This window comes from Pseudoduganella sp. LjRoot289, from assembly GCF_964252925.1.
In the GTDB taxonomy this organism is placed as follows: domain Bacteria; phylum Pseudomonadota; class Gammaproteobacteria; order Burkholderiales; family Burkholderiaceae_D; genus Rugamonas.
Window position 1 is genome coordinate 5,528,824 of sequence record NZ_CAXUPN020000001.1, and the last position, 14,017, is coordinate 5,542,840.

Below are 14,017 nucleotides of genomic sequence, written 5' to 3' on the forward strand. Positions count from 1 at the left end.
CGCTATTGCGCGGCCGCGCGGCCCCACACCTGTTCCATGCGGAACTGCAAGTCGGCATGGTCCAGGTCCAGCACTTCGCGGATGGCGCAGTGTTCGGCGCGCGTATCGCGCGGCAGCGGGGAGTGCAGCGGCGCCCCGTGCGGCCCCAGCAGCGAGGTCACCCACGGCGTAGTGGAATGGAGTCCCTTGCGGGCGACCACGCCGAGCTCGCCGTTCAGCAGCCGCACGCAGGTGCCCACCGGATAAATCCCCAGTTCCCGTATCAATACGGCGCACGGCAGGCCGTCCGTGTTCCTGGCTTCGAGCAAGAGGTCGCGCAGGGCCGCGTTCGGCGTGAGCGTCCTGCGGTAGCTGCGCCGCGACACGCGGGCGCAGTAGCGGTCGGCCAGCGCGATCAGCTTGGCCGGCTCGGGCACGCAGGCGCCGGCATTGCCGTCCGGATAGCCGCTGCCGTCCTCGTTCTCGTGGTGCGCCAGCACGCAGGCGAGCCAGCCCGCGTGCGCGATGCCGGCCTGGCGCAGCAGCACCGCGCCCGCCCGCGGATGGTCCTGGATCAAGCGGTGATCGGCCTCGCACAGCGGGCCGCTGGACGCCTGCAGGCGGTCGTGGCCGGCCAGCATGCCCACGTTCATCGTCAGCGCGGCCAAGGTCATGGTCAGGATGTCTTCGTCCGGCTTTTTCAGTCCCAGCGCCACCACCTGCGCCACCACCGCCGTGTCGACACTGTGGCGCACCGAATACGGCATGGCCGACTGCTGGTGCAGGATGCAGGCGACCGCCACGTCGGCGTTGACCCGCACCGCTTCCGTCACCAGCGCGGCGATCTCCTCCAGCACGCCTCGCGCATGGGCCACGGGGACGCCGGAGGCGATCTGCTGCAGCACCGGCTGCAATCGCAGCTGGGCACAAGTGAGCAGCCGCAGCACCGACTGCGGCTCGCGCGACTGCGGCAGCGCAGCGCTCCAGTCCTCGTAGACGCCGCGCTCGGCCAAACTGTCGAGCTCGCTGATATTGCCGATCAGCTGCCCTTTGCGCGCCAGCAGGCCGCCGCCGTTCCCGTACACGTCCCAAGGCAGCAGTTGGCCGACGAGCAAATCGCCGGGGCTGATCTTCCGAATTTTCACTGCTTGTCTCCCGCTGTTTTCAGGCACGCAGCGGCTTGCCCATTAGTTGCCGTAAATCAACCACGTCTAAGCATAGGCAATGTCTGCCGGAAGTTCAAGTACCGGGCTCAGGTACCGGGCTCAGGTACCGGGCTCAAGTGCCGGGCGTGCAATCGGGACAAGGTTGCGGCGCGGGAGGCTCGGCCGCCAGCTGCTCGGCCAGGTCGCGCAGCGCGGTGCGCACGCCCTCTTCCACTACCGGATGGTAGAAGGGCATGTCCAGCATGGCCTGCACCGTCAGCCCGGCCTGCACGGCCCAGGACAGCAGGTGGCCGATATGCTCGGCGCGCGGCCCTATCATTTCGGCGCCCAGGAAACGGCCGCTGCCGAATTCGCCGTACACGCGCAGCAAACCGTGGTTCTGCAGCATGACGCGGCTGCGCCCCTGCTTGCTGAAGGACACCGCGCCGACCGCGAAACGGCCGCTGTGGCTGCTGCACAAGGCCTGGTAGCCCGCACCCATGGTGGCGATCTGCGGCTCGCAGAAGGCCACGGTCAGCGGCGTGCGGCGCAAACCCGGCCGTACCGCCGGGAAGCCGGCAGCGTTGGCGCCGGCGATCTTGCCCTGGTCGGCGGCCTCGCCCAGCAGCGGCAACTCGTCGTCGGCGTCGCCGGCGATGAAGATGGCGCTGCTGCCGCACTGCATGGTGCGGCGGTCGTACAGCGGAATGCCGCGCCGGTCCAGCGCGATCTGCGCCACGTCCAGGTTCAGCGCCTGCACATTGGGGCTGCGGCCGATGGCGGCCAGCACGTAGTCGTAGCGTTCCCGGCGTTCCCGGCCGGCGCCGTCGCGGCTGGTGAGCACCAGGCCGCCGCCGCCGTCGGCCGCGCGCTCGACCGACGCCACCTGGGTCTGGAAGCGGATGTCCAGCTCGGCCGCCAGCACGCGCGCCGCCTCGGCCAGCACCTGCGGGTCGCCAAGCTGGGCCACGCTGCCGCCGCGCGCGTACAGCGCCACGCGCACGCCAAGACGGTGCAGCGCCTGGCCCAGCTCCAGGCCGATGACGCCGGTGCCCACCACGGCCACCGATGTCGGCAGATCGGTCCAGCCGAACACCGCGTCGCTGGTGATGACGCGCTCGCCCGCCTTTTTCCATTCCTCGGGCACGATGGGGCTGGACCCGGTGGCGATGACGATGCGCTCGGCCTGTACCAGGGTGTGCTCGTCGAGCTGCAGTTCGCGCGGCCCGGTGAAGCGGGCGTGGCCGCGCAGCTTGTCCTCCTCGGGGATGTGCTCCATGCCCTCCAGCACGAAACCGACAAAGCGGTCGCGCTCGCCGCGCACGCGCGCCATCACCGCCGCGCCGTCGATGCGGACCTGGCCGGGATGCACGCCGAAAGCGGGCGCGGCCGTCAGCGCGTGGGCCGCGTCGGCCGCCGCGATCAGCAGCTTGCTGGGCATGCAGCCGACCCGGGCGCAGGTGGTGCCGTAGGGTCCGCTCTCGATGAGCACAGCGCGCTTGCCGCCGGCGCGCGCGGCGCGGTAGGCGCTCAGGCCGGCGCTGCCGGCGCCGATCACGGCCACATCGGTACGTATGGTCTTCATTGCGCGCTCTCCACTGGTTTCTCGACGATAAATTTCTTAGCTATAAATACTACCCTGTTGCGAAATATCGAGCATGAAACCCGGAAACCCATTAGTATCACTTATCGTTTTGTATTTTTATAAGCAGTACTTATGGCAAATCTCGACTACAAAGCGCTGGCGGTGCTGGACGCCGTGGCCAGCCACGGCAGTTTTGAAAAGGCCGCCATGGCGCTGGGCATCAGCCAGTCCGCCGTCTCGCAGCGCATCAAGGCGCTGGAGGACAGCAGCGGCCGTTTGCTGATCGTGCGCGGCGTGCCCTGCGTGCCGACCGGGCTCGGCCAGCGGCTGATCTCCCACCAGCGCAATGTGCGCCTGATGGAAGCGGCGCTGGACATCGACCTCGGCAACCGGGTCAGCATGCCGGAAATTTCCATCGCGGTGGATGGCGCCAGCCTGGCTACCTGGTTCCCGCAGGCCTTGCCGCCGCTGCTGCTGCCGCCGCGCTGCCAGCTCGACGTGCGTCAGGCCGGGCGCGAGCAGGCGCTGCACATGGTGCAGGAAGGCAGCGTGTTCGGCGCCATCGCGGCGCGCGGGGACGCGGCATCCGGCCCGGCCAGCCTGAACGGCCCCGCCACCACACCGCTGGGCGCGATGCGCTACCTGTGCGTGGCGACGCCCGAGTTCGCCGGACGCTGGTTCGGCGACGGCTTCTCGGCCGAGGCGGTGCAGCTGACGCCGGCCGTGGTCAGCGAGCGCGCGCTGATGGCGCGCTTCCTGGCTGCGGCGGTCGGCGAACGGGGCGCCTTCCCGCACCACACGCTGCCGGTGTCGCCGGCGCTGTACGAATGCATCTATGGCGGTTTGTCCTACGGCCTGCTGCCGCAGTTGCATGTGGCCGGCGCCATCGACAGCGGGCGCCTGGTCGACCTCGCGCCCGGCCACGCGCTCGACGTGCCGCTCGACTGGCACGCCTGGAACCTCGACACCCCGTTTACGCGCGCGCTGTCCGAGCAAATCGTCGCCAGCGCCCGCCGCTACCTGCCGCAGCCCTAAAACATGACGCCATGAAGCATGGCTGAGCCGCACCAGGGCCGGACGGGGACGCCGAGTCCCCGAACACGGCTCAGGCTGCTTTCTTGCGGCACGGCGGGCGGACTCAAATATCCAGCGGGTCGACTTCGAGCGACCATTTGACGCGGCTTTTCAGCCCGCGCAGCGTGTCCATCCATTCTTTGAGAAACACTTGTAAATTCGGCCGCGACGGCGACTCGACCAGCAGCTGGGCGCGGTCGACATTGTGCACGCGCGTCATCGTCATCGGGATGGGGTCGTTGATCGTGATGCCGGGGTGCAGCACGCAGTCGCGGGCGATTTCCAGGAACTCGATCGCCGTGGCCAGCTCGGGCGCCTCGGCGCGCAGCAGGGCCTGGAACAGATAGGGCGGCAAGCCGGCCTGCTTGCGCTCCTCCAGCAGGGCCGACGCGAAATGGTCGTAGTCGTGGTTCACCACCGCCGAGTACAGCGGATGCTGCGTATAGCGGGTCTGGATCAGCACTTCGGCCGCGCTGCCGCCCTCGGTCTGCGCCGCCCGCCCGGCCCGGCCGGCCACCTGCATCAGCTGCGCAAACAGGCGCTCGCTGGCGCGGTAGTCCTGCGAAAACAGCGCCGTGTCCGGATTCATGATGCCCACCAGCGTCAATTTCTGGAAGTCATGCCCTTTGGCCACCATCTGCGTGCCGATCAGGATGTCGACCTCGCCCCGGTGCACGGTGTCGAAGGCCGCCTGCGCGCTGCCCTTCTTGCGCGTGCTGTCGGCGTCGATGCGCAGGATGCGCGCTGCCGGGAACAGCGCCTGCAAGCCCTCTTCCACGCGCTGCGTGCCGCGCCCCACGGGTTGCAGGTCGACATTGCCGCATGTGGGGCAGTGGTGGGGTATCCGCATTTCCAGGCTGCAGTGGTGGCAGCGCAGCCGGTGCTCCGGCTTGTGCAGCACCATGAAGGAGGTGCAGCGCGTGCAGTCGCTGATCCAGCCGCATGATTCGCAACAGATCACCGGAGCGTAACCGCGCCGGTTCAGGAACAGCAGCGACTGCTCGCCGCGCTCCATGCGCAGCTTCAGCGCGGCCACCAGCGCGCCCGTGAGGCCGTCGCGCGGCTTGTCGCGCTCCATGTCGATCAGCTTGACCGCAGGCAACACAGCCTGCTTGACGGCCCGCTCGCGCAGTTCCAGCAGCTTGTAGCGCCCGCCCTGCGCATGGTGCCAGCTCTCCAGCGACGGCGTGGCCGATCCCAGCACGATGGGGATCTTGAGCTGCCAGGCGCGCCACACGGCCAGGTCGCGCGCCGAATAGCGCAAGCCTTCCTGCTGCTTGTAGGATGGATCGTGCTCCTCGTCGATGACGATCAGTTTCAAATTCGGCAGCGAGGACAGGATGGCCAGCCGGGTGCCGAGCACGATGCGGGCCTGGCCCTGGTGCGCGGCCAGCCAGTGCAGCATGCGCTCGCCCTCGGACAGGCTGCTGTGCAAGGTGGCCAGCATCACGCCGGGGAAGCGCGCGCGGATATTGCCTTCCAGCTGAGGCGTGAGATTGATCTCGGGCACCATGATCAGGATCTGGCCCTGCGGTTCGCGCTGCAGGATCTGCGCGCAGGCCTGCAGATAGACCTCGGTCTTGCCGCTGCCGGTGACGCCGTACAGCAGCGCCGGCTGGTAGCCCAGCGCGCTGCCGATGCAGTCCGCCGCGGTCTGCTGCTCGGGATTCAGCCTGGGCATGTTCAGCGGCGTGTGGTCGTGGCTGTCCTCCAGCTTGCCCAGCTTCTTGATGGCGCGGTCCAGCGCCACCGTGGTCAGCACGCGCAGATTCTTCGGCAAGCCCGGCAGCGCGACCTCGCCCAGCGGACGCTGGTAGTAATCGGCGGCGAAGCCGGCCAGCGCCAGCCACTGCGCCGACAGCGGTGCCAGCTGGTGCCGCACCGACAGCGCGTCCTTCAGCTTTTCAGCCGGCACGTCGCTGTGCTCGGCCAGGCCGACGATCAAGCCCATCACCTCGCGGCGTCCGAACGGCACCAGCGCCAGCTGTCCGATTTGCGGCCGGGCATCGTCCTCGCAGCGCCAGCGATAGTCGAATACGGCATTCAACGGGGTGTCGAGCGCGATTTTCAGTATGCACTGCGCCATCGGGTCCTAACAGGGTCAAAAAAGTGTCGAAAGTGCTGCAGTTTTCAAGGCAAATATATATCCGCCAGTTTGTGGATAACTTTGTGAACAACGGGTACTTAATTTCAGGAAACCGTTAACAGTGACTGGCAATCTACCTGGATTCAGCCAAAATGCCGATTTTTTCCTCTTTATAATCAACCACTTGCAAAGCCCTCCCCAGAGGGCGGCAAAACCATACCACTTTTCGTCCCGCTGTGCATAAGTGAAGTATTTGAGCCCGGGAATTTCGCCGAAATCAAGTACTTTCTTGCAAGCGGTCAGGCCGCCGGCGCGCTGCTGCAGCACAGCATGAAGCCCCCGTACGCGGACCGGCGCATTCTACACATTCTGTGATGCCAGGTTTGTGGAAACGCAATGGTTTTATGCCAAGGAAATCGACACTAAATATCATGCGGCGCAGCATTTTGAGACCCAAAATCTTGGCAATGTGACTAAGTCCCGGTTTACTAAGCCCTTTTCTTTTTTATCCACAGTTTTTGTGGATAACTTTGTGGAGAATGATCCGATAAGACCACTTTCCCCTTGGGATAAGGTTTACTTTGGCCACTGCAAGGCCCGAAGACGATGAAAATAAATCCTTTTAAATCAAACGGTTGCATTACATCTCCGGGCTGGAGAAATTTCACTGCCTGTTATTTCCGCAGCAAAAAAAATTGTGCATAAGTCGGATACGAAAAGTTCGTTCAGCCATGAAAAAAAGGCGCGTTCCAGCGGAAACGCGCCTTTTATTTCCCAGCTACATCAAGCGTCGCGCAGCGTGCGGCTATGCGCATGCACAGCATCGACCATGGCCGCGACCGCCTCCGGCGGCGTGAACTGCGAGATGCCGTGGCCCAGGTTGAACACGTGGCCGGTGTCGTGCTTGCCGTAGGCGTCCAGCACCTTGACCACCTCGGCGCGGATCTGGTCCGGGCCGGCGAACAGGATGGCCGGGTCCAGGTTGCCTTGCAGCGCCACCTTGTCGCCCACCAGGGCGCGGATCTTGCTCAGGTTGGCGGTCCAGTCCAGTCCGATGGCGTCGGCGCCGATGGCGGCGATTTCCTCGGCCCAGTGACCGCCGCCCTTGGTGAAGACGATGGCGGGTATCTTCACGCCGTCCTTTTCACGTTTCAGCAGCGAAACCACTTTCTGCATGTATTGCAAGGAGAATTCCTGGAAGGCGCCGTCGGCCAGCGCGCCGCCCCACGAATCGAACACCATCACCGCCTGGGCGCCGGCGTCGATCTGGGCATTCAGGTAGTCCGCCACCGACTGTGCGTTGATGCTCAGGATGCGGTGCATCAGGTCCGGGCGGCTGTACAGCATCTTCTTGATGGTGTGAAACTCGCGCGAGCCCTGGCCTTCGACCATATAGCATGCCAGTGTCCACGGGCTGCCGGAGAAGCCGATCAGCGGCACGCGGCCGTTCAGTTCGGTGCGGATCTGGGTCACGGCCTTGAAAACATAGTCCAGCGAGCCCGGCTCCGGCGCTTTCAGGGCCAGCACGTCTTCCTCGGTGCGCAGCGGACGCTCGAATTTCGGGCCTTCGCCTTCGACGAAGTACAGGCCCAGGCCCATCGCGTCCGGCACGGTCAGGATGTCCGAGAACAGGATGGCGGCGTCCAGCGGGTAGCGCTCGACCGGCTGCAGCGTGACTTCGGTGGCCAGGTCGGGGTTGGTGGCCAGCCCCATGAAGGAACCGCCCTTGGCGCGCGTGGCGCGGTATTCCGGCAGATATCGCCCGGCCTGGCGCATCAGCCACACGGGCGTGTACTCGGTCGGCTGGCGCAGTAGCGCGCGCAGGAAGGTGTCGTTCTTCAGCGGGGCGAATTGTGGCATGGAATGCAATCAAAAAGCGAAGTAAAGAGGCTATTATCGCATCCCCTGCCGCCTTTTTTGCGCATGGCCTTGCGGCTGTCTGTATCATTCGGCAGATATTTATGGAGCGATGACATGTCCACCACGCCGCAGTCCCCTGCCAGCCTGGCGCCGTACGGCGCGTGGGCCTCCCCGATCAGCGCCGCCATGGTGGCGGCGGGCGCCACGCCGCTGTCGTCCCTGGCCCTGGGCGCCGATGGCGACATCTACTGGCTGGCCGGCCGCGCCAGCGAGGCGGGGCGCCAGACGCTGCAGCGCCGCCACGGTGCGCGCACCGACGAAATCACGCCCTTGCCGCTGAATGTGCGCAGCCGCGTACACGAGTACGGCGGCGGCGCCTACGCGGTACACGGCCATACCGTCTATTTTTCGCATTTCGCCGATAACCGCCTGTACCGCCGCGCCGGCGACGCCGAGGCCGAGCCCATCACCTCCGCCAACTGCCAGCGCTATGCCGATTTCGTGGTCGACGCGGCGCGTTCGCGCCTGATCGCGGTGCGCGAGCAGCATGCAGCCACGCCGGCGTCCCCCGGCACGCCGCACCCGCAACCGGGCAACACGCTGTGCGCGGTGGGCTTCGACGGCAGCGAGACCGTGCTGGCCTCGGGCCACGACTTCTATTCCTCGCCGCGCCTGTCGCCCAACGGCCGCATGCTGGCCTGGCTGACCTGGGACCATCCGCGCATGCCGTGGCAAGGCACCGAGCTGTGGCAGGCCGCCGTGCTGGACGACGGCACGCTGGGCACGGCCATGCTGGTGGCCGGCGGCGCCGAGGAATCGGTGGGCCAGCCCGAGTGGGCGCCGGACGGGCGCTTGTACTTCGTGTCCGACCGCAGCGGCTTCTGGAACCTGTACCGCCACAGCGACGGCGGCGCGGTCGCTGTCTGCCCCATGGCAGCCGAATTCGCCACCCCGCACTGGACCTTCGGCAATGCGATGTACGGCTTCACCAGCGCGGCGGAAATCGTCTGCAGCTATATAGAACAGGGAGTGAGCCGGCTGGCGCGGCTGGACATCGAAAGCGGCAGGCTGGCGGCCATTGCCAACCCTTACGAGGAAATCCGCGAACTGCGCGTGGGATCGGGATCGGGGGCAAGCTTCCTGGCGCTGCTCGGCGGCAGTCCCACCATCCCGCTGGAACTGGCGCGCATCGACCTGTCCAACGGCGAACTGGAAGTGCTGGCCCATTCGATCGCCGACACGCCGGCGCTGGGCTATTTGTCCGTCCCCAAAAGCATCAGCTACGCCAGCGCCAACGGCCGCACGTCGCACGCCTTCTTCTATCCGCCAGCCAACCAGGACATGCGCGCGCAAGGAGTTGATACCCCAGGCAGCAAGCCGCCGGTGATCGTCATCAGCCATGGCGGCCCGACCGGCATGACCGTCAACACGCTGAAGCTGGCCACGCAATACTGGACCAGCCGGGGCTTCGGCGTGCTGGACGTGAACTACGGCGGCAGCACCGGCTTCGGCCGCGCTTACCGCGACGCGCTGAAGGGCCAGTGGGGCGTGGTCGACGTGGAAGACTGCATCGCCGGCGCGCAATACCTGGTCCGGCACGGCATGGCCGACGGCGACCGCCTGATCATCCGCGGCGGCAGCGCCGGCGGCCTGACGACCTTGTGCGCCCTCACCTTCCACGACGTCTTCAAGCTCGGCGCCAGCTACTACGGCGTGTCCGACCTGAAGGGCCTGGACCAGGATTCGCACAAATTCGAATCGCACTACAATGAATACCTGATCGCGCCCGCGCCGCACGCCGAGGCGCTGTACCAGGCGCGCTCGCCGATCAACCACACGGCCCGCCTGTCGCGCCCCATGATTTTCTTCCAGGGCCTGGACGACAAGGTGGTGCCGCCGCAGCAATCGGAAGCGATGGTGCGCGCGCTGAAGGAACGCGGCGTGCCGGTGGCCTATGTGCCGCTCGAGGGGGAAGGCCACGGCTTCCGCAAGGCCGAGAACATCATCCGCACGCTGGAGGCGGAGCTGTACTTCTACCAGCGCATGTTCGGCCTGCACGATGCCGCTGCGCCAGCGCCGGTCGAGATCCACAACCTGTAGAGAACGATGACGGACCAGCAACTGCTCGCGGAATTCGAGGCCCTCAGTCTCGACGAGAAAATGATTTTGGCGCTGCTCGCGCTGATCGGCGACGCCACCGGCCGCACGGCCATCCTCGACCTGCTGAACAAGGCCGGCGTGCGCGACCCGCGCGGCTTCATGTTCAATGTGGACTCGCTGGACGAGCCGCTGCGCAAGCTGGAACGCCTGGCTTTCGCCAGCGTGGTGACCGCGCGCGGCTACGTCTGCAACGCCAAGCTGCGCTGGCCGGCGATCCGCGCCGCCATCGGCGCGCACACGCTGAACGACCTGTGCACCGCCTACGACACGCTGAACCCGATGCGCCAGGGCTGGAACGGCGCGCTGGAGGCGCGCAGCTACCGCCAGGCCGTGGCGCGCCTGCGCATGGCGCTGCTGCGCGGCCAGGCGCCGCAGCAAGTGCTGCCGCTGCTGCAGGCCTGCATGGTGTGCTACGAAGCGGCGCAGCTGCATCCGGTGGTGGACATCTTCACCAAGCCGCTGGAAGCGGGCATGCTGATCCTGGTGCACCCGCTGCTGGTGGACGACGTGCTCACGCTGCTGCTGCAGCACTGCCAGCGGGATCCCGCGTTCGCGGCCGCCGTGCGCGGCTACACCGACCGCCACGTGCAGCGCCGCCTGGCCAAGAACGAATACATCACCGAGACCTTCCGCATGGCACTGGCCGAGGACGCCATCCTGTGCGGGGAGCTGAAGCAGGCCGTCGTCTACCTGGAAGGGCTGGACGGCGCGCTGCCGCAGTTCCTCCTCAGCGTGGTCCTGCTGCTGCGCGGCGACCTCGACAAGTCGCTGGCCGGTTTCGAGGCCGCGCTCAAATCGCTGCGGCGCGAATCCGGCAAACGCAAGCTGCTGTTCCAGGGCATGGGCGGCCACCTGTACGTGCTGGCCATGCTGCGCAGCGCCGATCCGAAAATGCAGAAGGCGGCCGAGAGCTATCTCGACCTGGCGGTCCACGCGCAAGCGAACCCGGACAGCGCGGTGTACGCGCAGCTGAGCATGCTGCGCCAGATCCGCGCCGGCACCATGCAGACCGACGTGGTGCTCTCGCGTAGCTGGGAGACGGCGCTGCAGCCGCAGATGTTCCAGGCGCTGCTGTGGTTCTGGCTCGCGCTGCCGCAGCTGGAGGACAAGCGCGAACAGCTGCACGCGCTGGTGCAGCAGGCCGAGGCGGCCGGGTACAGACTGATCGCCGCGCAAGCGGCCGGCCTGCTGGGCCAGCACGGCGACGCCGACATGGCCACCCACGCGGCCGCGCTGCGCGAGCGGCACGGCTTCGTCGACATGGGCAGCTGGTTCGAGCGCCAGGAAGCCTGGCAGCGCCAGCTGACCGCGTTGATCAACCTGCAGCAGGGCGCCCCCGAAACGGCCGGCAACGAGGCGCGGCTGGTGTGGATGATCACCTTCGACCCGCGCCACGGCATCACGGAGATCGAACCGCGCGAGCAACGGCGCGACGTGAAAGGCGCCTGGGGCAAGGGCCGCCCGCTGGCCTTGAAGCGCTTGCGCGAGGACGCGGCGCAGATGGAGTTTCTGACGCCGCAGGACATCCGCATCAGCAGCACCATCGCCCCGTCGCGCCAGGCCTACTCGTCCGGCCTGCGCTACGACATCGACCATGAACAGGCCGCGCTCGCGCTGGTCGGCCACCCCCACGCCTATTGGCTGGAAGCGCCGGACACGCGCGTGGAACTGCTGGCCGGCACGCCGGAACTGCTGATACGCAAGCAGCGCGGCGAGCTGCGCCTGACCCTGCAGCCCGCGCTGAGCAACATCAACGCGGCCGTGATGGTGGTGCGGGAGACGCCGACGCGCTTGCGCGTGGTCAGCATCGAGGACGAGCACCGCCGCATCGCCGCCATCGTCGGCGACGGCCTGGAAGTGCCCGAGAGCGCCGAGCAGCAGGTGCTGCAAGCGATCGGCGCGGTGTCGTCGCTGGTGACGGTGCAGTCGGATATCGGCGGCGGCACCGGCAACGCCGAGCAGGTCGAGGCGGACCAGCGCCTGCACGTCCATCTGCTGCCCTACCAGCACGGCCTGAAGATGCAAATCATGGTGCGCCCGCTGGCCGGCGGCGCCTATTACACGCCAGGCAGCGGCGCCGAGAGCATGAGCGCCGAAGTCGAGGGCAAGCCGGTGCAGACGCGCCGCAGCCTGAGCGGCGAGCGCGACGCGGAGCGCCGCCTGATCGGGCGCTGCCTGGTGCTGGAACAGGCCGAACAGGACCACGGCGAGTGGCTGCTGGGCCAGCCCGCGCTGTGCCTGCAGCTGCTGTCCGAGCTGCAGGAGCTGCCGCCGGAATTGCTGGTGGTGGCCTGGCCGGAAGGCGAGAAATTCCGCGTCACGCAGCGCGTCGGCGGCAAGCAGTTCCGCCTCCATATCAAGACCGAAAAGGACTGGTTCGCCGCCAGCGGCCAGTTGCAGGTCGACGAGGACCGCGTGATGGACCTGCGCGCGCTGCTGGAGCTGATGCAGGCGAACAAGAGCCGCTTCGTGGAACTGGGGAACAACCAGTACCTGGCGCTGACCGAGGAGCTGCACCGCCGCCTGCACGAGCTGCAAGCCTATGGCGACGTCAGCGCCGACGGCGTCCACGTCCATCCGCTGGCCGCCTTCGCGCTGGAGGACCTGGCGGCGGAGGCGGGCGAAGTGGAAGCCGATCCGGCCTGGCGCGCGCACCTGACGCGCATGCAGGCCAGCACCGATTACACGCCGCAGCTGCCGAGCACCCTGCAGGCGGAGCTGCGCGACTACCAGCGCGACGGCTACGACTGGCTGGCGCGCCTGGCCCACTGGGGCGTGGGCGCCTGCCTGGCCGACGACATGGGCCTGGGCAAAACGCTGCAGGCGCTGGCGCTGATCCTGTCGCGCGCGCCGCAAGGCCCGGCGCTGGTGATCGCGCCGACCTCGGTCTGCCTGAACTGGGTCAGCGAGGCGGCGCGCTTCGCGCCCACGCTGAACGTCAAGATGTTCGGCAGCGGCGACCGCGCCGGGATGCTGTCCGGCGCCGGCGCCTTCGACCTTGTCGTCGCCAGCTACGGCCTGCTGCAGCAGGAAGCCGAGCGCTTCGCCGGCAAGCAGTGGCACACCATCGTGCTCGACGAGGCGCAGGCGATCAAGAACGGCGCCACCAAGCGCTCGCAGGCCGTGATGGCGCTGCAGGGCGACTTCCGCATGGTGGCCACCGGCACGCCGCTGGAAAACCATCTCGGCGAGCTGTGGAATTTATTCCGCTTCATCAATCCGGGCCTGCTCGGCAGCATCGAGCAATTCAACCTGCGCTTCGCCGGACCGATAGAAAAGCAGCAGGACCACCGCGCCGAAGTGGGCGCGCGCAACCGCCTGCGGCGCCTGATCGGCCCCTTCATCCTGCGCCGCACCAAGACACAGGTGCTGACCGAACTGCCGTCGCGCACCGAGATCGTGCTGGAAGTCGATCTGTCGGGCGAAGAAACGGCGCTGTACGAATCGCTGCGGCGCGAGGCGCTGGAGAACCTGGCGGCGGTCGAAGGCCCGGCCGAGAAGAAATCGATCCAGATCCTGGCCGAGATCATGAAGCTGCGCCGCGCCTGCTGCAACCCCAACCTGGTGGCGCCGGGGCTCAAGCTGCCGAGCAGCAAGCTGGCCGCGTTCGCGCGCCTGCTGGAGGGCTTGCTGGAGAACCGCCACAAGGTGCTGGTGTTCAGCCAGTTCGTCGACCACCTGACCCTGATCCGCGAGCACCTGGAACGCCAGGGCGTGGCCTACCAGTACCTGGACGGCGCCACCCCGATGGCGGCGCGCAAGCAGCGCGTGGACGCCTTCCAGGCCGGCGAGGGGGACGTCTTCCTCATCAGCCTGAAAGCGGGCGGCATGGGCATCAACCTGACGGCGGCGGACTACGTGATCCACATGGATCCGTGGTGGAACCCGGCGGTGGAAGACCAGGCATCGGACCGCGCGCACCGCATGGGCCAGTTGCGTCCCGTCACCATCTACCGGCTGGTTGCACGGCATACTATCGAGGAAGGCATCGTCGACCTGCACCAGCACAAGCGCGACCTGGCAGACAGCCTGCTCGACGGCAGCGACATGGCGGCCCGCATGTCGGCCAGCGAGATGCTGGCGATGCTGCAGGAAGGCCTGAAAATTTAACCCCGCACTTAGGAATAC

8 protein-coding genes are annotated in these 14,017 nt (G+C 67.1%); 3 read left to right on the top strand and 5 right to left on the bottom strand.

What is annotated here, in order from left to right:
- Positions 1-2: 2 nt before the first annotated feature.
- Both ACSQ8Y_RS23640 and ACSQ8Y_RS23645 read right to left on the bottom strand, forming a co-directional pair.
- The gene (locus ACSQ8Y_RS23640) at positions 3-1,124 is read right to left on the bottom strand and encodes an HD-GYP domain-containing protein (protein ID WP_436268849.1); all 1,122 of its coding nucleotides are present in this window, start codon (positions 1,122-1,124) and stop codon (positions 3-5) included.
- A 133-nt stretch (positions 1,125-1,257) separates the two neighbouring features.
- Positions 1,258-2,709 carry a dihydrolipoyl dehydrogenase gene (locus tag ACSQ8Y_RS23645; protein ID WP_436268851.1) on the bottom strand — a complete coding sequence of 484 codons (1,452 nt, stop codon included), beginning with the start codon at positions 2,707-2,709 and terminating at the stop codon, positions 1,258-1,260.
- Between the two features lie 132 nt (positions 2,710-2,841).
- Between ACSQ8Y_RS23645 and ACSQ8Y_RS23650 the strand changes: the two genes are divergently transcribed.
- Positions 2,842-3,744: an ArgP/LysG family DNA-binding transcriptional regulator gene (locus ACSQ8Y_RS23650; protein ID WP_436268852.1), complete on the top strand. Its 903-nt coding sequence runs from the start codon at positions 2,842-2,844 to the stop codon at positions 3,742-3,744.
- A gap of 103 nt (positions 3,745-3,847) precedes the next feature.
- Here ACSQ8Y_RS23650 and ACSQ8Y_RS23655 read toward each other — a convergent pair whose 3' ends face one another.
- From ACSQ8Y_RS23655 to hemE, 3 genes are all read right to left on the bottom strand, one after another.
- A complete protein-coding gene (locus ACSQ8Y_RS23655; RefSeq protein ID WP_436268853.1) occupies positions 3,848-5,869 on the bottom strand; it encodes a primosomal protein N' in 2,022 nt (673 codons plus the stop codon).
- 15 nt (positions 5,870-5,884) lie between these two features.
- Positions 5,885-6,196 (bottom strand): hypothetical protein, encoded by a 312-nt coding sequence (locus ACSQ8Y_RS23660; protein ID WP_436268854.1) that lies wholly within the window; start codon positions 6,194-6,196, stop codon positions 5,885-5,887.
- A gap of 456 nt (positions 6,197-6,652) precedes the next feature.
- Positions 6,653-7,729 (bottom strand): uroporphyrinogen decarboxylase, encoded by a 1,077-nt coding sequence (gene hemE, locus ACSQ8Y_RS23665; protein WP_436268855.1) that lies wholly within the window; start codon positions 7,727-7,729, stop codon positions 6,653-6,655.
- 114 nt (positions 7,730-7,843) lie between these two features.
- On the opposite strand from hemE, the gene ACSQ8Y_RS23670 reads away from it, so the two are divergent.
- The gene (locus ACSQ8Y_RS23670) at positions 7,844-9,829 is read left to right on the top strand and encodes a prolyl oligopeptidase family serine peptidase (RefSeq protein WP_436268856.1); all 1,986 of its coding nucleotides are present in this window, start codon (positions 7,844-7,846) and stop codon (positions 9,827-9,829) included.
- A gap of 6 nt (positions 9,830-9,835) precedes the next feature.
- Entirely contained in the window at positions 9,836-13,999 is a 4,164-nt protein-coding gene (locus ACSQ8Y_RS23675; protein ID WP_436268857.1) for an SNF2-related protein, read from the top strand.
- The last annotated feature ends 18 nt before the right edge of the window (positions 14,000-14,017 follow it).